We start from the raw sequence: 21,026 nt of genomic DNA, 5'->3' as shown, positions 1-21,026 counted from the left end.
GGTAGTTAGATGTTTCGAAGGGGGTGACTGTATGCCAAATATTAAATCAGCAATCAAGAGGGTCCAACTAAGCAAATTACAGAATGCCAAGAATACTGCTGCCAGATCTTCCTTACGAACCGCTATTCGTCGTTTTGAGGAAGCTGTAAACAATAATCCTGAAAATGCTGTTGAAGCTCTGCAAAAGGCTTCCCGTGCACTTGATAAAGCTGCTGCCAAAGGTTTGATCCACAAAAACAAAGCAGCTCGCAAAAAATCCAGAATGGCCAAAAAATTTCAGGCTTTGAGTAATAAAGCCAGCTAAGCAACGCTGCACGAGTCCCTCCATGGACGTCGCAGCATCCGTGAAGGCTATTTAAACGCTTCACGCTCCATAGACATTAGAGAGGATATCTCAGAACCCTGAGGCATCCTCTTTTTATGATTACGTTATTTCTTACATAATCGTATAACCATTATTTCCAGTAGCAGCTGAGGGTTCCCTCCGCTGCTTTTTAACGCCAGCTCAGTCTGAAGACAATCTTCCATGGCCTCAGCCAATCTGTTGGCTGAAAAAGAGCCCGCTTGCTGAAAGAGTTTATTTCCTTCAAAGAATGTCCTGATTCCTGCAGTGCCCATAAAATCATTGACTGTGCCCTTGCGGGCCCGCCAAATGCTCGCTGCCAGCAACAGCCGGATATGGCGGACAATCATGGTATGCACCTTGAGGTAATGTTCCTGACTGAGCACTTCGCTAAGCCTGGCCAATGCGTCTTTGGTATTCTCTGCCGCGATGGCATCCAACATCGCAAAGACCGTCGTCTCGATCATCGGCAAACTTATTTTCCGGATATCTTCAATTTCTATGTTTTGTTTTTCTCCGGTATATAGAGCTAATTTGGCCAGTTCCTGACTGAGCGCCCCCGTCTGGTGACCAGCCCATTCCAGAAGAAACGAAGCGACGGGAACACTCAGGTTCTTCCCGTTTTGAAGCGCTTCTTTTTGCAGCCAGGCCATCCATTCCGACTGGCCCCTCGGAAAAGCAAATTCCACTGTTTTCCCGTTTTTATTGATTTCCTTAAACAGTTTTCTGCCTTTGTTTACTTTTTCCGATATCAGAACCAGGCAAGTGGACGGATTAGGGTTCAGACAGTATTCCAGCAAGATATCCGGGTCGCTTTCTCTCCCTGAATCGGATCGTTCTGTTTCTTCGGTGCTTTTTTCCGGTTCGGAAGTGCCTTTGGTCCTGCCCGTACTGAAATATGAAAGATCGTCAACAACCACTAGTTTTCCGGAAAAAAAGGCTGTCATATTGGCAGCCTGGATCATTTCTTCCCGGGTTTGTTCTTTTCCGTTAAGAAGTTCTGTATTGCTGCCGGAAGGATCATCCAGCAGATAATAATTTTTCAGTAGTTTCAAAGCCTCGGTGAGAGAATAACGGTCCTCGCCGTACCAGAGATAAACGGAGGGAATACCATGGTTCTCTATATCATGTTTGATTATATCTAATGTCATATCCTATTTTCTCCTTGAAGTTAAGAAGAAATTCTCTTATTTGTAATCAAAGGTTATTTTTGATAATTCAACCAAGTTTTGTGAGTTTTCACTTACTTCCTCGATTGCAGCGGTGATTTCCTGTGTTGCTGCTGCCTGATTTTCAGCAATACCGCCAATTTGGTTGATTTCGTTGATAATGCCTTCAATAGATTCTCTCATCTGAGTAAGTATTTCGTTAACCATTTTAGCTGAGTCGTTACTTTGGGCGGCAAGTTTACGCATTTCTTCCGCAACCACCGCAAAGCCTCTTCCCTGTTCTCCTGCGCGGGCCGCTTCAATTGCGGCATTCAAACCCAGCAGGTTAGAATGTGAGGATATATCAGAAATGGCGCTAATGACCTTATTAATTTCTTTAATTTTCACGGCGGATTCATTTGCGGATTTTACCACATTGCTGATTTTGAAAGAAAGCCCTTGTGATCCTGAGGCAACTTCCTGCAATCCGGCGTTTGCTTGCTGAAGCGTTGCTGCTAAACCTTGAGAAATTTCTTCAACTCTGCCCTCTTTTTCTAGGCTTTTACCGATTCCGACACAACCAATGATTTCTCCATCGGGTGCTTTAATTGGGTATGTGAATGACGCAAACGGGATACCGTATCTCTCTTTGGACATAATATCCGATCTGATTTTACCTGTTCTCATCGCTTCAACAAGGTGAGGGTGATCACTAACCTTAAAACTTGAATCCACCTTCGTATTAAGTTTATAGCCGGAGTAGTGACAGAGCGCGTCCGTCCTATTCGTAATCAGCACCATAACGTCTTCCTGCATTATTTCTTTTAAATTGGCTAATACCATCACGTAGGCTTCCAAGATTTCTTCATAGCTTTTTACATGGTTTTCTGCAAGATCCATAGAAATATCTTCCTCTCTCTTCACAAAATGACCTATTTAGTAATTATTTTGAATTATCTCTACTATAACGCAGAACAAATAACTTTTCAACCAAAGATCATTGGGATCTTACAACAAAAAAAGTCCCCCTCAACGGATGAAGGGGAAAGAAAGAGGAGGAGAAAAGAGATGTTCATTTGGTATTATTTCCATGCACTTCCTCTTTTTATTCATGTTCTTTGATATTTTTTTGTATTTCCGTATTAAAATTAAGTCTTTACTGGACAAATTTAATGTTTCAGACCGAAAATATTTAGACGGTTTCCGGTTCAGCGTAATCTACACCTTTGGTGTCGACGGTTACGCTTTTCATTACCTGTTCCTGATTGGGCCTGTCCTGATAGTTACTTTCGACAGATACAATATGATCGACAGATTCCATGCCTTCGATCACCTTGCCGAAAGCTGCATATTGGCCGTCTAGATGAGGTGCATCATTAACCATGATAAAGAACTGAGAACCAGCTGAATCTGCCATTCTGGAGCGGGCCATTGACAGGACTCCGCGGCTATGCTTCAGATCATTAATGAAGCCGTTGCCGGAAAATTCTCCTTTGATACTGTAGCCTGGATTGCCCATTCCCGAACCCTGCGGGCATCCTCCCTGAATCATAAAACCAGGAATGACTCTGTGAAAAATCAGACCGTCATAGAAGCCCTTCTTAATTAATGAGATAAAATTATTGACAGTATTCGGGGCTATTTCAGGGTAAAGTTCGGCCTTCATGACATCCCCGTTGGCCATTTCAATCGTCACAATCGGTTTTTCCATGATCGATAACTCCTTTTCAACGTATGAATTATTCATTCAGTTGTTGATTATAGCATAAATTTACATAAAAAAGAAATGAGTAGTTTACCTGCCTGTCGTTATCTTACAGCCCTTTTTATTGATGATTAATTGTATTGTACCGTCCATATCTGTCCGATATACGGGTACACCTCTTTGGTCCCAATAGCTGATAACTTCCCGGGAAGGATGGCCAAAGCTGTTTTTGCCTACAGAAACAAACACCGCCCGGGGATTGGTTCTGTCAAACCAGGCTGTATCCAGTGAGCCTTTTCCGCCATGATGCGGAATTTTTATAAAATCCGAATTCCAGTCAGCCCCTCTGTCTAATATAGATTCCATTTCTTCTACTTCCATGTCCCCTGTAAGCAGAATTTTCCATCCGAGATATTCCAGCTGCAAAACCAAAGAATTATTATTTGGGTCAGCTCCGGTGTTCTTTATTTCTTCGACCGGGGCCATGATCTCGATCTGCAACCCGGAAAAGAAGTGGATACGGTCTCCTGCCTTGAGGGTTACAAACTTTTTGTAATTCCGGAAATATTCCGCCGGAATTCCCGACTGCCATTCTTCATTTGTTATTCTATCACCCGCTTCGGGAACTGCGACTTCTGCCACAGGCAAATTAGCCAGCAGATATTGCGCCCCTCCCAAATGATCAGCATCCTCGTGCGTGATAAAAAGAAAAGCCAATTTACCTATTCTTTTTTCCATCAGATAAGGAAGCACAATTTTTTCTGCTGCATTGTAGTTCTCCTTACGGGGACCGGTATCGACAAGCAGGTTCTCTCGGGCCGTCTGAATCAGGATACAGTCCCCTTGGCCCACATCAATAAACGAAATTTCCAGGGCCTTGCCGGCCGACCAGGGGTGCCAGAGCAGCATCATCATAAGCAAAGCGAAGACATATCTAAATTTAATAAAACTTAACAGTTTCGCAGAACTTAGTTGTTTTGTAGAATCCAGGAACTTTGCAGCCCACAGATTAAAATATCCCGGCTTCGTATGGTGCGGCTTATTTTCGTTCTTACCAGGCTTGAGTGTGTCACCTATTCTGCTCAGGCAGGGCAGTAATCGTAATCTCTTCGCAGCTGATCTGAGTCTTCTGATCTGTACGCTCCAAATAAATTTTATTCTTTCCGTACCGAATAACACCCCTGCCAAAAGTGCATACCAGGCTATCCAGAAGATCATGCCGGGATTCAATACCCAAAAATAGGCCCAGGGGAAAGATGCAATCAGCGTCAATATATGGTCAGAGATCTCAAGCAGCCATACTGCAGCTTGAAAAAAAATGGATGGGATACCCGGAACAAAAGATAATACCGTTCCAATAAGCCCGATCTGCAGAACCGCGCCGAGCATAAAAAGGATACATATATTGGTGATCAGCCCAGCCAAAGACAGTTTGTGAAAAACATTCGTCATAATGGGTATCACGGCAATCTGAGCGCCAAATGATACTGCTGCAGGTAGTCTCAGTAATTCAGGCAGCCTGCCGAACCAGGCATTTTTCATCAACTGGGGTGATAGAACCAGCATTCCCCAAGTAGCAGCAAAGGAAAGCTGAAAGCCTATATCACGCAAAAATAAAGGATTCCATAAATAAAGAATCAACGCAGCAAAGAGAAGCCATCTAAGCGGCGACATCTTTCCACTGCCTAAGCGGCCGATCAAGACTGAGGTTCCTAAAATGGTTGCCCTTAAGATAGGCGGATTACCGCTGCATAAGACTGCATAACACAAGATAACCCCAATCGTTGCGACAATCCTGGCTTTCCGGGGCAGGCCAAACAGAGACAGCCATGCCAGGGCCATCACAAAGGCCACATTAGATCCCGAAGCCGCAAAAACATGCATGACTCCTGCGGCCTTGTACATCTCCAGTGTTTTCGCAGAGATCCCGCTGGAATCCCCAAACAAAATTCCTTCAAGAATACCGGCTTGCTCCGGCCAGGACGCAGTCAGAATATCATGTACATGCTGACGTATCCTTCAGGTAAAACCCGGAACACCTTCCTCCAGTACATCAGCTTCCCCGAAGGCTGTAATCGTGCCACTTAAGCCTCTTACAGCATAATAAAGCGGAAGGTCAAATTCGCCCTCTGTTCCCGGAGGTTTGGGATGCTCCAGCCTGGCTGTGACCAAGATGGTGTCTCCGGGCTTAACCCGATCCCATCCCTTCATATACACCCCATCTTCTTCGGGGTAAACACGAAAACTGTATTTTTCCCCCAAGCGTTCTTCCGTTCCGGGATAAACATCTTCCAGGATGAAAATCCCCTGACCGGTCTTATCATCAATCCGCCAATCCGATAGTCTGCCCTGTATCTCAATTCTTTCTATAAGCAGCGGAGAAGCGATATTGTTCTCTGCCGGCATCCCATACAAAAAACCTGTTAAAAGCCCGCAGGCCAGCAGTACCGCTTCAGGTTTGGAAGCCCTGCCAAAAAAATCGAGTGGTTTCCAGATAACCACGATTCCTATGACTAAAAGCAAGCAGATGGCCAATATGAATATTCTTGCTTCTTTTTCACTTTGAACGGCCAGCAATCCACCTGTCAGCACAGCTATAGCCTGACTGACCAGTTTATCTTTCATGACGCTTTCATGCCCCTTCATGACCTTTTTTTCATTTTAGTATGCAAACACCCTATGATCAGTCTGAGAGCTGCAGTTCCGCTATGAGCGGAGCAGGATAACGCAGCGCGGCTATTTGCGGATTGTGTCCTTCATGGCACGCGGATATTGTGGCCCACAGACTTGCCTCAGACATACTGTTTTATCACGTTACGGACCGACAGAGATATACTTCTCCATTTTCTCATAGGTCTTTGAACCGATCCCCGAAACATTTTGAATCTCTTCCGGTGCGGAGAACCACCCGTTTTCCGTACGATAATCAATAATTCGCTGGGCTAAGGCCGGACCGATCCCCGGAATAGTATCCAGTTCATTAATACCTGCGGTATTGATATTGACTTTTGTCGATAATCCGTCTGTTGTACCCGCCGACTGAGCTACGCTGTTCTCGGTCTTATTTTGAGTCTTATTTTGGACCTCATTTCCGGTTAATTGACCCGTCCCGGTACTCTTTGAGGCCACAATTATTTTTTGTCCATCCTTGAGCTTTTGGGCAGGATTCAATACTTCAAGGTCAGCTTCACCTGTCAATTCCGCTGCCTGCAGCGCATCATCCAACCTGGCATTCAAAGGGAGGCGCAAAAGACCGGGATGCACAACTGCACCCGAAATATAAACCACAATCTCCCTGTTTTCTTCTGCCTGATTAACTTCAACCGGGCTGTTTACTGGCAAAAACAGTTTCACAACGGCCAGAACCAGTAATACACCCAAAATGCCCCACCAAAGCAGCCTCAGCTTTTTCTCCAAACGTCCATACCCCCCTCTTTTTCCATTATTCTCCATTTACTTCCAAATTCCTTTGTGTGGATCACATTTTTTTGCCGTTTCCAAGTTAATCAGCGCGCTTAAACTTTAAACCTGATCATGAGAATGTTCCCATTTCTATTCCAAAACATAGAATATATCAGCCGAAACTGGCAAATTTTTACAAGGAGGTGCTCTCGCTCCCAATGACATTATTTAGAGGAACCCATCTGAATTATGAACTTGTTGCTCCTTATGCAGGGAATCAGGCCACAGTAAGTCTCTTTGACGGTAAAACCTACCACGGACAAATTGTTGAAGTCCGTCAGGACGGTATTCTGTTTCATTCCAATAACCCGGGATTTCTGTTTCTTCCGTTCCTGGCTATAGCCGCTTTAGCACTGAGTATTCCTTTTGCTTACGGGGCAGGCCTGGCCTACGGCTCCCGTTATGCTTATGGCCCTTACCCGTACGGGCCTTACAGGCCATACCCTTATTATTAATTCCTCATTCTGATCTTCTGAATTGCACCGCAGCATTAGGCCAGTTGAACACTTTGTTATCCCTAACGTGTTGACACCAGGCACTTCGTGTGTCATTTTCCGTGGCAAACCAGCCACGATTCTCTATTCGAATCGTGGCTGGTTTTAACTGTATATTTAAATTTGACACAATTGGTAAATATGTTACAATTGCATTAGCTAATTTTTTATATTAGCTAATGTGGAGGTGCTCTAATGGAAATTACCTCAACTGAAGCCCAGAATAATTTTGGCCGCTATCTGAAGCTAGCCTGGTTTGAAGACATTATTATCACGAAAAACGGCAAAAAAACAGTAGTCGTTAGACGCTATGAGGAGCCCGGAAAAGATGTTTCAGTCGTTGCTGAAAGAGCTGAAAGCTATTCCTGGGGCCAAGAAAAGATCACGTATGAAGACTTTTTAATGCTCTCTGAATCAAGTGAAAATCGCTACGAGTATATTGACGGAGAGGTCTACCTTTTGGCTTCTCCTACTTATGACCACCAGTGCATCATCATGGAAATATCCAATGTCCTGTACAACTATTTCAAAGGCAAGAAATGCCGTCCGCTGACTTCTCCGTTCGACGTAACCCTTTCAGTCAGTGACAATAAAAATGTTGTCCAGCCTGATATGATTGTGATTTGCGATACTGAAAATATCAATGAAAAAGGCAGGTATACCGGCGTACCTACCCTGGTTCTTGAAGTATTGTCCGATTCAACACAAAAAAAAGACCTGCTGAAAAAACTAAGTTTATATCTGCAGGCCGGTATATTGGAATATTGGATTGTGAATCCCTGGCGCAGAGAAGTGTATTTATACTGCTTTGCCGAACAGGATATCAGGGAATACCGCGTTTATCAGAGCAACGATACGGTCAAGTCTCTATATTTTGAAGGCTTGTCTGTCCCTCTTGAACAGCTATTTTCTTAAACCGTCTTACCTCACAACGATATTCACCAGTTTACCCGGAACCGTGATCACTTTGATGACGGTTTTTCCTTCAAGGTGCTGTTTGACTTTTTCTGAAGACAGAATCATCTTTTCCAGTCCCTCTTTAGAAATTTCGGCTGGGACCTGAACCTTGTCGCGAACTTTTCCGTTTACCTGGAGAATAATCGTGATCTCCTCTTCGATCAGCGCCGTCTCATCTTCAATGGGCCAAGCCTGTTTATGAATGCTTTCGGTGTTTCCAAGTTCTGCCCAGAGCTCTTCGGCGATATGTGGCGCAAACGGTGCCAAGAGCTTCAGCAGTGTTTCAATGCCTTCTCTGGCAACGGCCAGGTTGGCATCTTTTTCTTCTTTATATAGGTAAAGCGCGTTAACCAATTCCATAATGGAGCTGATCGCGGTATTGAAATTAAATCTGCTGCCGACATCATTGGTAACTTTCCTGATGGTACTGTGCGTGGTAAAACGCATTTGTTTGGCTTTGGCATCGAGCTCCGCGAAGGATTCACGTGTAGCACTGCCATTTCCTGCAGAAGCCAGAGCAGCTTGATACTGGACAATAAGCCGCCAGACACGGTTTAAAAAGCGGTAGCAACCTTCAACACCCTGTTCGCTCCACTCCAGATCCCGTTCAGGCGGGGCAGCAAACAGAATGAACATTCTAGCCGTGTCTGCACCATATTTGCCGATGATCTCCTCAGGGCTGACGACATTTCCTTTGGATTTGGACATCTTGGAACCGTCCATGCAGACCATTCCCTGGGTAAGCAGATTCGCAAATGGCTCATCCACCTGGAGGTAGCCAAAATCTCTCAGGGCTTTAGTAAAAAAGCGTGAATAGAGCAGATGCAGGATCGCATGCTCGACACCGCCGACATACTGGTCGACGTTCATCCATTTGGCAGCGTTTTTTTCGTCAAAAGCCTTATCCGGATTCCGCGGGTCACAATACCTCAGATAGTACCACGAAGAGCACATGAAGGTGTCCATCGTATCGGTTTCTCTTCTGGCAGGGCCTCCGCACTTCGTACAAGTTGTTTGCACAAAGCTCTGGGAAGTGGTCAGCGGGTTTTCACCGGCCTTGAACACGACATCATCAGGCAGCAGCACCGGCAGCTGGTCATCCGGCACAGGCACAACGCCGCACGTATCACAGTAAATCATCGGAATAGGCGCACCCCAATAGCGCTGACGGGAAATCAGCCAGTCTCTAAGGCGGTAATTGATTTTACGCTCACCAAGCTGCAGCTTTTCCAGTTTGGCAGCCATCCTGTCCCAGGCCATCCGGTTATCCAGTCCGTCAAAATCAAGGGAGTTGACCATGGTCCCGTCTTCAATATACGCTTCTTTCATCGGCATATCTTTATCTGCAGTGGAAACTTTAGGATCAAGAATGACTCTCGCGATCGGCAGACCGTACTTCCCGGCAAAGGCAAAATCTCTTTCATCATGTCCCGGAACCCCCATAACAGCTCCGGTTCCATATTCGAGAAGAACGTAATTGGCAATCCAGATCGGGATCCTCTCTCCGCTTAATGGGTTGATGCAGTAGTTTCCGATAAACATACCTTCTTTTTCTGCTTCCGATGAGGTTCTCGCAATTTCGTTCAAGCCTTTCATCTTCTCGATAAAAGCGAGCACGCCTTGTTCATACTGTGTTCCTTTGACGAGCTGTGTAACCAGCGGATGTTCCGGGGCAAGAACCACATAGCTCACGCCAAAAATCGTATCGACTCTGGTCGTGAATACAGTGATCATATCCGTGGTGCCTTCAATTTTAAATCTAGCTTCGGCCCCTTCAGAACGGCCAATCCAGTTGCGCTGCATGGTTTTTACTTTTTCCGGCCAGCCTGTAAGCTTATCCAAGTCATTTAAGAGCTGCTCCGAATAATCCGTAATTTTGAAAAACCATTGTTCCAGATCTTTTTTGGTAACAGGTGTATCGCAGCGCTCGCAGGCGCCGTCCACGACCTGTTCGTTCGCCAACACTGTCGCGCAGGACGGGCACCAGTTTACAGCGGCCTTCTTCTTATAGACCAAACCATGTTGATAGAACTGATTAAAAATCCATTGTGTCCAGCGGTAATACTCGGGGTGGCAGGTTGCAACTTCTCTGTCCCAATCGTAGGAAATACCCATCTCCTGAAGCTGTCGCTTCATGTTCGCAATATTTTTCCAGGTCCACTCTGCCGGCGGTGTCTGATGCTTGATCGCGGCATTTTCAGCGGGAAGGCCGAAGGCATCCCAGCCAATCGGGTGCAGCACATCATAGCCCTGCATCCTTTTGAAGCGGGCAATCACATCAACGATCGAATAATTGCGGACATGTCCCATATGTAAATTTCCAGATGGGTATGGAAACATGGCAAGTGCATAAAACTTTTCTTTACCGCTATTCTCCTCAGTTTTTCCTGCTTTGTTCTCCAGCCAGGCTTTCTGCCATTTTGACTCAATCTCGTTGAACAAATATCTTTCCTGCATAGATCCGACCTCCAAAGTTCTTTCCAACAGAACAGTCTTTAATTGTTCTGCAAAAATAGATAAAAACCCCCATCCCCAAGGGACGAGAGTTTGCTCCCGCGGTACCACCCTAATTCTGTGCGCTTAAAGATTATAACGGTTCTCACCGGCATCCGTTGCTGCCCGGACACTGCTCAAGAACGAGTTCCCCGCCTGGTGAAAACGGCTCACACCAACCGCCGTCTCTCTGATTCATCCCTTTCAGGTACTGCTTTCCTTCAAAGCGTAAAAATATTAGATTGGATATTCAAATTAATGATTTAATCGTTTAGATTTTAATTCTATATAGAATCAAAAATCAGTTATATAATACGACTTCCCGGGCATCGGCCCACAGTCTTTCCAGACTATAAAACTCTCTGGTATCTGGTGTCATAATATGTATAACCAGATCCCCACAGTCGATCAGCACCCACTGAGCTTCAGGAAGCCCTTCTATCCTTAAAACCGAAATCCCGATCTCGGGTAATTTTTCTGCAAGGTACTCGGTAATTGCTTTGGTCTGAGTTGTGCTGTTTGCCGTGGCAATCATAAAATAATCTGCAATGACGGATATTCCCTTTAAGTCAAGGGTCAAAATATTTCCGCCTCTTTTATCATCAATAAAGTCAACTACTTTCTGCAGCTGGTCATGACTTATTTCCAAATTCTAACCTCCTTTAGACGCTTTTCCATTTTTCAAATCTTCATACGTCAGAATCGTCAGCGGATGAATCGGTTTATTGTTCTCCTTCAGATAGTACAAGGTATGCTCCACACAAGCCAGTGTACCTGTCTTAAGGTCATGATACAACTTCTGACGAAGCTTGTCTACACCGGGGAAATTCCTCCCGGGTTCCGTGAGATCGGCACTGTAAATCAACATTTCCAGAAGGGACATACCCGGTCTCCCCGAGGTATGATTCGCAACCGCATTCAGGACATCCTCGTTTTTTATCGCGTAAAGGTTCTGCAGCATATAAGCTGCGACTCTTCCGTGAATAACCTGGGGAATTTCCAGATCTTCCGGATAAAGAATAAGGCCCCATTCCCGGGCTTTTTTCAGCTGTTCCGGATAAATATACTCCTTAGCCAGGTCATGGGTAAGCGCAGCTAAGCCCGCATCTCCCTCTTTTACACCGAACTTCGGGGCAAGTTCCACGGCTAGAGCTTCTACCCCAAGCGTGTGCTGAAATCTTTCCAGCGAAAGTTTTCGTGAGGCTAAAGTCCTGAAATATTCCAGCCGGTCGTTCACAACGTTCAACCTCTCTTAGTTTAGCGCTCCTTGCCGTCCATGATACCGGCAGCTTTATATCATCCTTGGTAACGCTGCACCGTAAAGGCTATTTAACGCCTTCCTCTCCACGGACGTCGCGGCATTAGGCCACCCGTGGGCAAACTACAAGAATACGGTACAGTTTGCTGTACCGTATTCTCTCGGGTCCAGGGTCCGAAAATGTAAGATAAACCAGGATTCTTCGTGCTATTTATATAGAGCCCTATGACTCATTAAAGATCAGAATTTATCTTAACAGAAACCCCTAACCAAAAACATTAGACAGTTTGGCGAGGTCTCGCTTCGTTTACTGTCAATGAACGGCCATTGAACTCACTGCCGTTAAGTTCTTCTGCTAAGCGCTCGGCGTCCTCTGAAGCAACTTCTACAAAGCCAAAGCCTCTTGAGCGACCGGTTTCTCTGTCGGTAATGATTCTGCTGCCGATTACATTGCCAAACCGAGCAAAGTACTCAGTCAGTTCCTCCGAAGTCGTACTCCAGGGGAGATTGCCCACGTACAGGGTTTTTGTCATGGAATTCACCTCTAAAATAATTTTGTTTATAGTATGAAACAACTATTACTATAGTATACAATCCTATCGGAAGTCAAATGTTTATTTACTGATGTAAATATTATTTTCTATGATGAAACGCCGCACTTCTTCTGGAAGCAAATAACGGATAGACTTGTTATTCCAGATCCTTTTTCTGATATCTGTCGAAGATATAGCCAGAGCGGGAATTTCCATCTCGAATATTCTGTTTTGGGCATAAGGATATCTGTCAAATAATTCTCCCAAAAAAACACCAATTTCATACCCCGGTCTCGAAGCCCCGATAATTTGGGATATTCCAATAATCCCTTCTGCTTCCCGCCAATTCAAAATATCCCGGAGCGCATCCGAACCGGTGATAAAAAAAAGTTCCTGTTCGGGGAACAACAGATGCAGGGCTTTTAAAGTGTCATAGGTGTATGAAGGGCCTTCCCTGTCGATCTCAATTCTGGATGCGATAAAATTCTCATTGTCGCGGATAGATATTTCGACCATCGCAAAACGCAGATCCGAATTTGCAATCTGGTAATCAACTTTATGCGGAGGAATGCCTGTGGGGATGAATAAGACCTTGTCAAGCGCAAATTCGACCCTGGCTGTCTCCGCAGCCACCAGATGGCCGTAATGAATTGGATTAAACGTTCCTCCCATGATGCCAATCCGGCGTCTGCCGGCGATTGACTCGCGAACACTCCGTTCCATTATTTATCTCCTAAATTTTTATTATTAGGCAAGTCTCCGTAACCTATAGCCGTTTACGTCAGGCTGCGCCCTCTATAGTGAATCGTTCTTTGTCATGCATGACGCATTCGGCCCCGTAAAGGCAGCAAAAAAAAATATGTCAGGGCAGCTCTATTTTTGGTTTTTCGCTGGCCTTCCGATAGAGCAGAAAATTCCGCCCGATCACCTGAACCAATTCTGAACGGGTAGCTTCGGCCAGCTCGGAGGCGATATTTTTCGGGGCATCGGCACAATTCTGGAGCACCCGTCCCTTAATCAGCTCTCTTGCCTCCAACACATCGGCGGCCTGTTTAATCATATTATCTGTAATTTCATCTTTGCCAACGATTAAAATGGGTTCCATTTCATTCCCCATAGCCCTTAAAAACCTTTTCTGTTTGCCTGTCAGCATGCTATTGTCCTCCCTCCGACCATTCCAACTCCAACTTTCCGATCGATACTTTATTACCTTCTTTGATCCCCTGTTCCTTCAGTGCATCGTCGACTCCCATCACTTTAAGGATATTCTGGAAGCGCATGACACCGTCATCCGTATCAAGGTAGGCCATCGCCGCATGTCTTTCAATCTCTTTGCCTGTAATGATATACATGCCGTTTTCACGCGTAATGACAAATCTGTCCTCGCTTTGGACCTGCACCATGCGATGTTCATCAGGATCAGCTGAAAGTCCAATCAGCGGTACTTCAGGAAGGATTTGTATCACCTTGTGCAGTAATTTATCGATTCCCTCTCCGGTTACCGCTGAAATTGGGTAGATTTCATAGGCATCCCCAAATTCCTCACGGAGGCGCCGGAGATTTTCCTCGGAACCGTTAACATCCATTTTGTTCGGAACAACAAGCATCGGCCTTTCAGCAAGGGCTGGACTGTGCAGTTTGAGTTCCTGGTTGATGATTTTAAAGTCTTCCAGCGGGTCTCTGCCCTCGGAACCCGAAATGTCCAGGATATGAAGAAGCAGTCTGGTACGCTCGATATGACGCAGAAATTCATGTCCAAGTCCTGCGCCGGAATGAGCCCCTTCGATAATTCCCGGGATATCCGCCATGACAAAACTCTCATCCTCTACCTGAACGACGCCAAGATTCGGGATTAGGGTCGTGAAATGATAGTCTGCGATCTTGGGGCGGGCAGCCGATACCCTCGAGATCAGTGTGGATTTTCCGACGTTCGGGAATCCCACCAGGCCGACATCTGCCAGAAGCTTCAGTTCAAACAGAAGCCAAAGCTCTTCCCCTGGTTCTCCGCGCTCCGCCACTGTAGGAGCCTTGTTTGTATTACTCATAAAACGGGCATTTCCACGGCCGCCCCGGCCGCCTTTGGCAATGGTGATCCTTTGCCCATGCCGGGTAAGATCAGCCAGAATTTCGCCTGTACCCTCATTTTTGATTATCGTTCCCGCCGGTATACGCAACACCAGGTTTTCTGCGCCTTTTCCGTGCATATCCTTGCCTTGCCCATGTTCGCCGCGGTCTGCCTTATAATGGCGGCGATAGCGGAAATCCACCAGGGTCCGCAGACCCTCATCCGCTTCGAGGATGATATCCCCGCCACGGCCGCCGTCTCCGCCATTAGGCCCTCCCAACGGAACATACTTCTCCCTGCGGAAAGATACAGCTCCTGCTCCGCCGTCTCCAGCTTTTACATATATTTTTGCGCGATCATAAAACATTCATTAACCCCTTCATTCGGATTTTTCTAAAGAAAACTTGGCTGGCGCCAAGCCTTTGGCGTCAGCCTTAGCTGCGCTTAGACCTATCAGAAAGCACTTATGCTTTCCGATAGACTGTGGAATATACATTCTGCTCAGAAAGATTGTCTGCTTTATATAGTCTGAATTCGCAGGAAAATCCTCCGCCGACAACGCCGAACTGGATCTTTGCCATTAATGTTTCAACATCCTGATCTCCCTGCACGAATAGGTCTAAACAGTCTTTAGTGTATCCAGAAAAACTCAGGGCATATTCTTCCTGCCAATGATCAAGCCAAAATTCTTCATTTTTCATTTCCGAAGGAAAATCCAACACAAATTCTGCACCTTTCAGACGCAGCTTAAAATACCATCCCAGGAGAATACCAAGCAGTGTTTTTTGGCCAATCTTGTAAATATCTTGCTGCGGCCGAATCTCCCCCAGGACTTCATCAATATAAGCCAACGCTTTGTCCGGCATATTCAGCTGCAAATACCCCTTGATGACCTGAAAATAATTCAGAAAATCATGCCGAAGGATCTGGAAATTATCCAACTGCTCATAAAGGATCTTTTTATCAAGATTGACCATTTTTCTTCTCCTTACCAAAGATAATTAACAATAAAACATACCCCCGGGCTAACCCAGGGGTATGACGTGTAATCTGTTATTGGGCTTGAGTAATCCCGTTTTCCGCATGAACACTTACCTGCTTGCGGAATTTATCTTTGCGTTCGAACTTTACGTAACCATCTGTGAGCGCGAACAGCGTATCATCTTTGCCGATGCCGCAGTTTTTGCCAGGATGGAGTTTGGTTCCACGTTGGCGAACAAGAATATTTCCTGCCAAAACGTACTGTCCGTCAGAGCGTTTGACTCCGAGTCTTTGCGCATTACTGTCTCTGCCGTTTCGTGTACTTCCTACACCTTTCTTGTGGGCCATGAAGATCACCTCCTAAAAAGAACATGCTGATCGTATTCTAATTTCAACCATTAAGCATTGATTGTTTCAATTGAAAGCTTCGTGTAAGGCTGACGATGGCCTTTTTTAACACGAACGTGTTTTTTGGGTTTATAACGGAATGCAATGACTTTGTCGCCTTTGCCCTGTTCCAGAATTTTTGCGACAACTGTCACGCCGTCAACAACTGGAGCTCCAACCGTTACATTACCATCTTTTTCAACAAGCAGTACCTGATTCAGGTCGAGAACCTGGCCGACAGCTGCATCAAGTTTTTCAACATTGATGACATCGCCTTCCTTAACTCTGTACTGTTTGCCTCCTGTTTCGATAATTACATACATTTTTCTACACCTCCCAGTCCCAGACTCGCCTGCGTAGGTCGGTTCGCTGCCGCTTAAACGGCAAGAAACCAGTTCATACCTAATAAGTGCGGTTGTGGTGAGAAGCCACCACGTTCTAATATCTTAGCATTTTTCCTTATATTCGTCAATCAGTTAATCCTACAGTTCAATTCATTCTTCTCTCATGCCAGCCTTTTCCGCCGCACTCCCGGCATTTTTCGGTGTTCCTGGCAGCTAAGGTCTGACCTTCTTTTTTGCGTGTTACCTCAACGAGCCCCAGCCTGGTGCGGCCCACTACTTTACATCTGACCTTATCCTGTTTAAAAGACTTTTCCAGCATTTCCAGCAGCTGATTCCAATCCTCATTTTGTTCCATGTCAATAAAATCGACGATAATAATCCCGCTAAGGTTTCTAAGTCTTATCTGCCTGGATATTTCTGAAGCAGCCTCCATATTCAGACTCAGCAGGGTATGCTGCAGGGAGCTTTCCCCAGTGTATTTTCCGGAGTTGACGTCAATGGCGGTCAGGGCTTCAGTCTGTTCAATCACCAGATAGCCTCCGCTTTCGAGCGGAACCTTGGGTTTTAATGCTTTTAGGATTTCATCACCGATATGATAGCGTTCAAACAAATTCCCTTTAAAATCAGTCCATATTTTCCCGGAAACTGAGCATCTGACTTCCCGGAGCTTTGTCCGGAGCAGCTCAGCCATTTCCCCGTCATCGGTAATAACCCTGGTTACCTCTTCATCGATTGTCTCCCTTAAAAGACGGGACAATGGGTCGCTGCTGCTGTAAATCAGCCCTTTGCCAGACTTGCTTTTGATTCTTTCCGTTAAGGTCTGATTGATTTCTAAAATCTTTTCAATATCATCAGCCAGTTCTTTTTCCGCGACGCCTTCCGCCATCGTCCGGACAATCAGACCAGCATTCTCAATGCTGAGATTCTGGGCAAGTTGATTAAGACGTTCTCTTTCTGTTTCCTCCGTTATTTTACGTGAAATCCCCAAATATCCGCGGTTTCCGGGCAAGAGTACCACAAAACGCCCGGGCAGTGAAAGATTGGTCGTAACTCTGGCTCCTTTATTACCGACAGCTTCCCGGGTGACCTGAACAATCACCTCCTGGCCTTCTTTTAAGAGGCTTTCAATCGGTGGCACCGGCGATCCGGGTACATTTTGCACCTGGACATATTCTGGATTGACAATATCCCCCGCATAGAGGAAGGCATTCTTCTCGAGCCCAATATCGATGAAAGCAGCCTGTATGCCTGTAACAATATTACTGACCTTCCCCTTGTAGATATTGCCGGCCAAACGGGATTCTCTTCCTGAATCATCCAGGACTTCTGTCAGTCTGCCTTCTTCCAGTACCGCAGCCCTCATCCGATCATCCTCAGTGGTAATGACAATCTCTTTCAATCTTATCCCTGCTTTCAGGCTTAGTATCACATCCAAATTTTTAAGATGACACTATATCGCTGCGATCACTTCGAGTGGGTTTCTGAGCACCCCGTCGGACTGTTCGATAAACAGGCCTTCCCGTATTGTCGTTACGCCTGAAATATCCACCGGAAGTCCTTCCATGTTTTTCAGACTTTCCAGGATTTCAACCGGCCGGACTGAACCAGCGTTTCCGGTAATGATATCCAGGCGCAGTTGTACCTGATAATTCTGAGCATCCCCAGAAATAACCCCTTCTTCAGAAATCAGTGTTATGTTTTTAACAAACGGACGAATATTCCGCTCTATTTTTTTGCCCTGCTGATAGCGAATCCCTGTTGCTTCGTCCCTGTTCAGCCAGTTCTGGCAAACTTTACGGAGTTCTTCTGCCTCGACCGGACGAAGGAGAGGCACTTCAGTCCGGTATCTGGCAAGATTAATCACAGCCATCAGTGCCTTGCTTCCCTTTACTGCGATCCCAGCGCCTATGATTTTTATGCCCTCGGGCAGCTGGCTCTGAAGCCGCTCAACGATATTCCCAATATCATATGCCCCGGCTTCTGTTGCTTCTCCGGCTTCTTCCCGAATAGCTTCCTTTTCTTGTTCTTTATTCTCTTTGACTTCGATATCGACATATTCCTGTTCTCCTTCCACACCGACCGGCAAAGGGGGACCAAAAGCAATCTTCGGATGAGGATTGAATCCTTCGGAAAAAGCCACTTCAATTTTGGCTCTGCGCAGGGCCCTGTCCAACATTCTGGTTAGATCCAGATGCGCAATATATCGGGCTTCACCTTTCTTGGTGTAGGCCAACCTTATCTTCATCATAACCGCCTCTTTTCCAATCTTTCCAAGGTAAAAATATCAGAGCTATCTTCCAAAGCTTTGTTGTAAAGCCTTTCTTTATTCCGGCATGTTTGTAAAAAAGCCGAATACATTACTTGTAAACGAGGAGGGATTTCAATGCAATTTTCTTCTGGCGAACAGACGCCGCTAAGATTGCTGGATGAGGCCAACTTCTGGAAACACCAGGAATATGAGCATACGAACGTCATCCGGGAAATTGTGCCGGATCTGGAAAGAAAATTTGTCGAAGAACTTAAAGAATGGGAACGGTCTCTGACAAGGACGCATAGCCAGGTTATCCAGCTCACTGAAACATTGGTCAGATATGGCAATACGCAACCGGTTGTCGCCGATCAGGCTCTTCGTCTGATCAGCTTTTCTCTTGAACAAAGCGGCCGGTTTGTAAAATTCCTTTTTGAAATTCTAGATTTGAGTCAGGCAGTCAAGAAGAATCCGACTGCTGCAGCTGTAATCAAACACATCATCCGTGAATCTGAATATTTCATCGGGATCACCCAGACCATCTGCAGTCAAGGCTAGGTTCTGTATAAAGTTAAGGCGCACTGAATTTTACGGGTCTGGCCAGATCCGGACAGACTCCGCAGTGGCTGCATTTTTCCCGGCAATCAGGCGTGACAGCCTCTGCGAGGGCTTTCTTGTATTCTTCAAGCAAATAAGATTTTCTGACCCCTGAGCTCAGATGATCCCAGGGAAGAATTTCATCCTCCGCTATCTGCCTGTTGGCATAGAAATGCGGATCGATGCCGATTTCCTCCATTCCCTGCTTCCACAGATCATACCGAAAATGCTCACTCCACCCGTCAAATTTGCAACCTGCGTTAACCGCCCATTCCAGTAGCTCCGCAACTTTTCGGTCACCCTTGGCAAATATGGCTTCCAGAAAGCTTGCTTCCACATCATGATAGATAAATTTAATCCGGTAGTCCCGCAGTCTCTTGCGGAGGTATTCCTGTTTTTCCCGTAGAACCACCATAGAATCCTGGGCCACCCATTGAAAAGGTGTGTGGGGTTTAGGAACAAACGAACTTGCCGATACCGTGATCCTGCAGCCGCGTTTTCCAAGTTTTCTGGACAACTCCAGGACTTTTCTGGCCTGTTCGACGATTCCGTCCAGGTCCTCATAGGTTTCGGTCGGAAGTCCGATCATATAATACAGCTTGATACTGCTCCAGCCTCCTTTAAAGGATGCTTCCGCCGTCCTTAAAAGATCCTCTTCCGTTACGCCTTTATTAATAACATCCCTTAAGCGCTGGGTTCCGGCTTCCGGCGCGAAGGTCAATCCGGATTTACGTACTTTTTGGACCTGTTCGGCAATCTCAACATCAAATGAATCCAGGCGGAGTGAGGGAAGGGATACACTGACCCCTTTGGGTTCCATTTTAGCCATCAGACCTTTAAGGACACCGTTGATGCAAGTATAATCGCTGGTCGACAGCGAAACAAGTGAGATTTCTTCATAACCGGTGGTCTTGATGGATTCCTCCGCCTGTTCCAGCAATGCTTCAGGAGACCGTTCCCGAAGCGGCCTGTAGATCATTCCGGCCTGACAAAAGCGGCATCCCCTGGTGCAACCCCTCATGACCTCAAGCATTACCCTGTCATGAATAGCCTCCGTATACGGGACAATCACTTTTTCCGGGAAGTAGGCCGAGCTGAAGTCCTGCAGCACTGCCTTTCTGACTGTCTCAGAAATTCCTTCCCTAACTGTGATTTGCTGGATCGAACCATCAGGTTTGTATTCGGCCTCATAAAAACCCGGCACATAGATTCCCTGAATCTGGGCCAGTTCGACCAGAATAGCTTCCTTCAGTTTTCCGTTTTTCCTGGCTTGCTGAATCACGTGAAGAACTGCGGGAAATTGTTCTTCCCCTTCCCCCAGGAAAAAGAAATCTACAAAAGGCGCCAGAGGTTCAGGATTGTAGGCACATGGACCACCGGCAAATATAAAGGGATACGCGCCCCCGCTTTCCGTCCCGTTTTTTCTGTCTTCGGATTTTAACGGTATCCCGCTGAGCTTCAGAACATTTAATAAATTGGTATAGCTGAGCTCATATTGCAGCGTGAAAGCGACCACATCAAAATCCAGCAGAGGACGAAAAGATTCCAGTGTGTAGAGCGGGATCCCTCCCTGTTTTAGCTTTTCTTCCATATCCGGCCACGGAGCAAAGGCCCTTTCACAGAGAAACTCTTCATAAGAATTGATACGTCCGTACAGGATACGTAACGCAAGATTGGACATGCCGACTTCATATACATCAGGAAAGACAAATGCCACCCGTACATCTGTCTTTTCCCAGTCTTTTTTTATCATATTCCATTCACCGCCGACATAACGACCAGGCTTAATCACCTGCGGTAAAATCCGGTCGAGTTTCTGGCGGATCCATTCATGATCCTTCTGATTCATATGTATTTCCCCCTTGGCCTATTTATCCGGGTAGGTCTCGTAATATATAGCGGTTTTGGGCAATATAACGGCCTTGACCGGCCTTTATGCCATCCATGACATCGTGACACTAGGCCATCCATAGCCGTCGGGCGCCGCGCTCTGCATCCCTGCTCCGCTTGA

General features: G+C 46.0%; 23 protein-coding genes and 1 other annotated feature. Of the genes, 4 read left to right on the top strand and 19 right to left on the bottom strand.

Features of this window, described 5'->3' with window-relative positions; genetic code table 11:
- The first annotated feature begins 31 nt into the window (after positions 1-31).
- A complete protein-coding gene (gene rpsT / locus NC238_11655) occupies positions 32-304 on the top strand; it encodes a 30S ribosomal protein S20 (protein ID MCM1566574.1) in 273 nt (90 codons plus the stop codon).
- Positions 305-429: 125 nt separating this feature from the next.
- Here the strand turns inward: rpsT and holA are convergent, their stop codons facing one another.
- The 6 genes from holA to NC238_11625 form a co-directional block, all read right to left on the bottom strand.
- Entirely contained in the window at positions 430-1,494 is a 1,065-nt protein-coding gene (holA, locus tag NC238_11650; protein MCM1566573.1) for a DNA polymerase III subunit delta, read from the bottom strand.
- 36 nt (positions 1,495-1,530) lie between these two features.
- Positions 1,531-2,391, bottom strand: a complete 861-nt coding sequence (locus NC238_11645; protein ID MCM1566572.1) for a methyl-accepting chemotaxis protein — start codon at positions 2,389-2,391, stop codon at positions 1,531-1,533.
- Between the two features lie 292 nt (positions 2,392-2,683).
- Positions 2,684-3,202 carry a peptidylprolyl isomerase gene (locus tag NC238_11640; GenBank protein MCM1566571.1) on the bottom strand — a complete coding sequence of 173 codons (519 nt, stop codon included), beginning with the start codon at positions 3,200-3,202 and terminating at the stop codon, positions 2,684-2,686.
- Between the two features lie 84 nt (positions 3,203-3,286).
- A complete protein-coding gene (locus NC238_11635; protein MCM1566570.1) occupies positions 3,287-5,143 on the bottom strand; it encodes a ComEC/Rec2 family competence protein in 1,857 nt (618 codons plus the stop codon).
- Positions 5,144-5,215: 72 nt separating this feature from the next.
- Positions 5,216-5,821 (bottom strand): DUF4131 domain-containing protein, encoded by a 606-nt coding sequence (locus tag NC238_11630; protein ID MCM1566569.1) that lies wholly within the window; start codon positions 5,819-5,821, stop codon positions 5,216-5,218.
- Positions 5,822-6,010: 189 nt separating this feature from the next.
- A complete protein-coding gene (locus NC238_11625) occupies positions 6,011-6,613 on the bottom strand; it encodes a helix-hairpin-helix domain-containing protein (protein MCM1566568.1) in 603 nt (200 codons plus the stop codon).
- 203 nt (positions 6,614-6,816) lie between these two features.
- Here NC238_11625 and NC238_11620 point away from each other — a divergent pair, with 203 nt between their 5' ends.
- Both NC238_11620 and NC238_11615 read left to right on the top strand, forming a co-directional pair.
- Positions 6,817-7,113 (top strand): hypothetical protein, encoded by a 297-nt coding sequence (locus NC238_11620; protein ID MCM1566567.1) that lies wholly within the window; start codon positions 6,817-6,819, stop codon positions 7,111-7,113.
- Between the two features lie 234 nt (positions 7,114-7,347).
- Entirely contained in the window at positions 7,348-8,067 is a 720-nt protein-coding gene (locus tag NC238_11615; protein MCM1566566.1) for a type II toxin-antitoxin system Phd/YefM family antitoxin, read from the top strand.
- A 6-nt stretch (positions 8,068-8,073) separates the two neighbouring features.
- Here the strand turns inward: NC238_11615 and leuS are convergent, their stop codons facing one another.
- The 12 genes from leuS to NC238_11555 form a co-directional block, all read right to left on the bottom strand.
- Positions 8,074-10,566, bottom strand: coding sequence for a leucine--tRNA ligase (gene leuS / locus NC238_11610; GenBank protein MCM1566565.1), 2,493 nt, complete (start codon positions 10,564-10,566; stop codon positions 8,074-8,076).
- A 75-nt stretch (positions 10,567-10,641) separates the two neighbouring features.
- Positions 10,642-10,836, bottom strand: a binding site (T-box leader).
- A 67-nt stretch (positions 10,837-10,903) separates the two neighbouring features.
- Positions 10,904-11,251, bottom strand: a complete 348-nt coding sequence (rsfS, locus tag NC238_11605) for a ribosome silencing factor (GenBank protein MCM1566564.1) — start codon at positions 11,249-11,251, stop codon at positions 10,904-10,906.
- A gap of 3 nt (positions 11,252-11,254) precedes the next feature.
- On the bottom strand, positions 11,255-11,839 hold the full coding sequence (gene yqeK / locus NC238_11600; protein ID MCM1566563.1) for a bis(5'-nucleosyl)-tetraphosphatase (symmetrical) YqeK: 585 nt from the start codon (positions 11,837-11,839) through the stop codon (positions 11,255-11,257).
- 299 nt (positions 11,840-12,138) lie between these two features.
- Positions 12,139-12,393, bottom strand: coding sequence for an RNA-binding protein (locus tag NC238_11595; GenBank protein ID MCM1566562.1), 255 nt, complete (start codon positions 12,391-12,393; stop codon positions 12,139-12,141).
- Positions 12,394-12,474: 81 nt separating this feature from the next.
- A complete protein-coding gene (nadD, locus tag NC238_11590) occupies positions 12,475-13,116 on the bottom strand; it encodes a nicotinate-nucleotide adenylyltransferase (GenBank protein MCM1566561.1) in 642 nt (213 codons plus the stop codon).
- A gap of 139 nt (positions 13,117-13,255) precedes the next feature.
- Positions 13,256-13,546: a ribosome assembly RNA-binding protein YhbY gene (gene yhbY / locus NC238_11585; protein MCM1566560.1), complete on the bottom strand. Its 291-nt coding sequence runs from the start codon at positions 13,544-13,546 to the stop codon at positions 13,256-13,258.
- A 1-nt stretch (position 13,547) separates the two neighbouring features.
- The gene (gene obgE, locus NC238_11580) at positions 13,548-14,825 is read right to left on the bottom strand and encodes a GTPase ObgE (protein ID MCM1566559.1); all 1,278 of its coding nucleotides are present in this window, start codon (positions 14,823-14,825) and stop codon (positions 13,548-13,550) included.
- Positions 14,826-14,922: 97 nt separating this feature from the next.
- Positions 14,923-15,435: a Spo0B domain-containing protein gene (locus NC238_11575; protein MCM1566558.1), complete on the bottom strand. Its 513-nt coding sequence runs from the start codon at positions 15,433-15,435 to the stop codon at positions 14,923-14,925.
- 76 nt (positions 15,436-15,511) lie between these two features.
- Positions 15,512-15,787, bottom strand: a complete 276-nt coding sequence (gene rpmA, locus NC238_11570) for a 50S ribosomal protein L27 (protein ID MCM1566557.1) — start codon at positions 15,785-15,787, stop codon at positions 15,512-15,514.
- Between the two features lie 50 nt (positions 15,788-15,837).
- A complete protein-coding gene (gene rplU, locus NC238_11565; protein ID MCM1566556.1) occupies positions 15,838-16,149 on the bottom strand; it encodes a 50S ribosomal protein L21 in 312 nt (103 codons plus the stop codon).
- Positions 16,150-16,315: 166 nt separating this feature from the next.
- Positions 16,316-17,569, bottom strand: coding sequence for an Rne/Rng family ribonuclease (locus NC238_11560; protein MCM1566555.1), 1,254 nt, complete (start codon positions 17,567-17,569; stop codon positions 16,316-16,318).
- Between the two features lie 51 nt (positions 17,570-17,620).
- Positions 17,621-18,418: a TIGR03936 family radical SAM-associated protein gene (locus tag NC238_11555; protein ID MCM1566554.1), complete on the bottom strand. Its 798-nt coding sequence runs from the start codon at positions 18,416-18,418 to the stop codon at positions 17,621-17,623.
- A 135-nt stretch (positions 18,419-18,553) separates the two neighbouring features.
- On the opposite strand from NC238_11555, the gene NC238_11550 reads away from it, so the two are divergent.
- Entirely contained in the window at positions 18,554-18,976 is a 423-nt protein-coding gene (locus tag NC238_11550) for a DUF2935 domain-containing protein (protein MCM1566553.1), read from the top strand.
- Between the two features lie 13 nt (positions 18,977-18,989).
- Here NC238_11550 and NC238_11545 read toward each other — a convergent pair whose 3' ends face one another.
- The gene (locus tag NC238_11545) at positions 18,990-20,864 is read right to left on the bottom strand and encodes a TIGR03960 family B12-binding radical SAM protein (protein ID MCM1566552.1); all 1,875 of its coding nucleotides are present in this window, start codon (positions 20,862-20,864) and stop codon (positions 18,990-18,992) included.
- Positions 20,865-21,026: the final 162 nt, after the last annotated feature.

Source organism: Dehalobacter sp. (assembly GCA_023667845.1).
GTDB lineage: Bacteria > Bacillota > Desulfitobacteriia > Desulfitobacteriales > Syntrophobotulaceae > Dehalobacter.
This window is presented reverse-complemented; position numbering and strand designations above follow the sequence as displayed.

Bases quoted from the DNA above. Each gene is read 5' to 3' on its own strand.
- rpsT (MCM1566574.1), top strand. From the start codon at position 32: ATGCCAAATATTAAATCAGCAATCAAGAGGGTCCAACTAAGCAAATTA.
- holA (MCM1566573.1), bottom strand. From the start codon at position 1,494: ATGACATTAGATATAATCAAACATGATATAGAGAACCATGGTATTCCC.
- NC238_11645 (MCM1566572.1), bottom strand. From the start codon at position 2,391: ATGGATCTTGCAGAAAACCATGTAAAAAGCTATGAAGAAATCTTGGAA.
- NC238_11640 (MCM1566571.1), bottom strand. From the start codon at position 3,202: ATGGAAAAACCGATTGTGACGATTGAAATGGCCAACGGGGATGTCATG.
- NC238_11630 (MCM1566569.1), bottom strand. From the start codon at position 5,821: ATGAAAGATAAACTGGTCAGTCAGGCTATAGCTGTGCTGACAGGTGGA.
- NC238_11620 (MCM1566567.1), top strand. From the start codon at position 6,817: ATGACATTATTTAGAGGAACCCATCTGAATTATGAACTTGTTGCTCCT.
- NC238_11615 (MCM1566566.1), top strand. From the start codon at position 7,348: ATGGAAATTACCTCAACTGAAGCCCAGAATAATTTTGGCCGCTATCTG.
- leuS (MCM1566565.1), bottom strand. From the start codon at position 10,566: ATGCAGGAAAGATATTTGTTCAACGAGATTGAGTCAAAATGGCAGAAA.
- NC238_11595 (MCM1566562.1), bottom strand. From the start codon at position 12,393: ATGACAAAAACCCTGTACGTGGGCAATCTCCCCTGGAGTACGACTTCG.
- nadD (MCM1566561.1), bottom strand. From the start codon at position 13,116: ATGGAACGGAGTGTTCGCGAGTCAATCGCCGGCAGACGCCGGATTGGC.
- yhbY (MCM1566560.1), bottom strand. From the start codon at position 13,546: ATGCTGACAGGCAAACAGAAAAGGTTTTTAAGGGCTATGGGGAATGAA.
- obgE (MCM1566559.1), bottom strand. From the start codon at position 14,825: ATGTTTTATGATCGCGCAAAAATATATGTAAAAGCTGGAGACGGCGGA.
- NC238_11575 (MCM1566558.1), bottom strand. From the start codon at position 15,435: ATGGTCAATCTTGATAAAAAGATCCTTTATGAGCAGTTGGATAATTTC.
- rpmA (MCM1566557.1), bottom strand. From the start codon at position 15,787: ATGGCCCACAAGAAAGGTGTAGGAAGTACACGAAACGGCAGAGACAGT.
- rplU (MCM1566556.1), bottom strand. From the start codon at position 16,149: ATGTATGTAATTATCGAAACAGGAGGCAAACAGTACAGAGTTAAGGAA.
- NC238_11555 (MCM1566554.1), bottom strand. From the start codon at position 18,418: ATGATGAAGATAAGGTTGGCCTACACCAAGAAAGGTGAAGCCCGATAT.
- NC238_11550 (MCM1566553.1), top strand. From the start codon at position 18,554: ATGCAATTTTCTTCTGGCGAACAGACGCCGCTAAGATTGCTGGATGAG.
- NC238_11545 (MCM1566552.1), bottom strand. From the start codon at position 20,864: ATGAATCAGAAGGATCATGAATGGATCCGCCAGAAACTCGACCGGATT.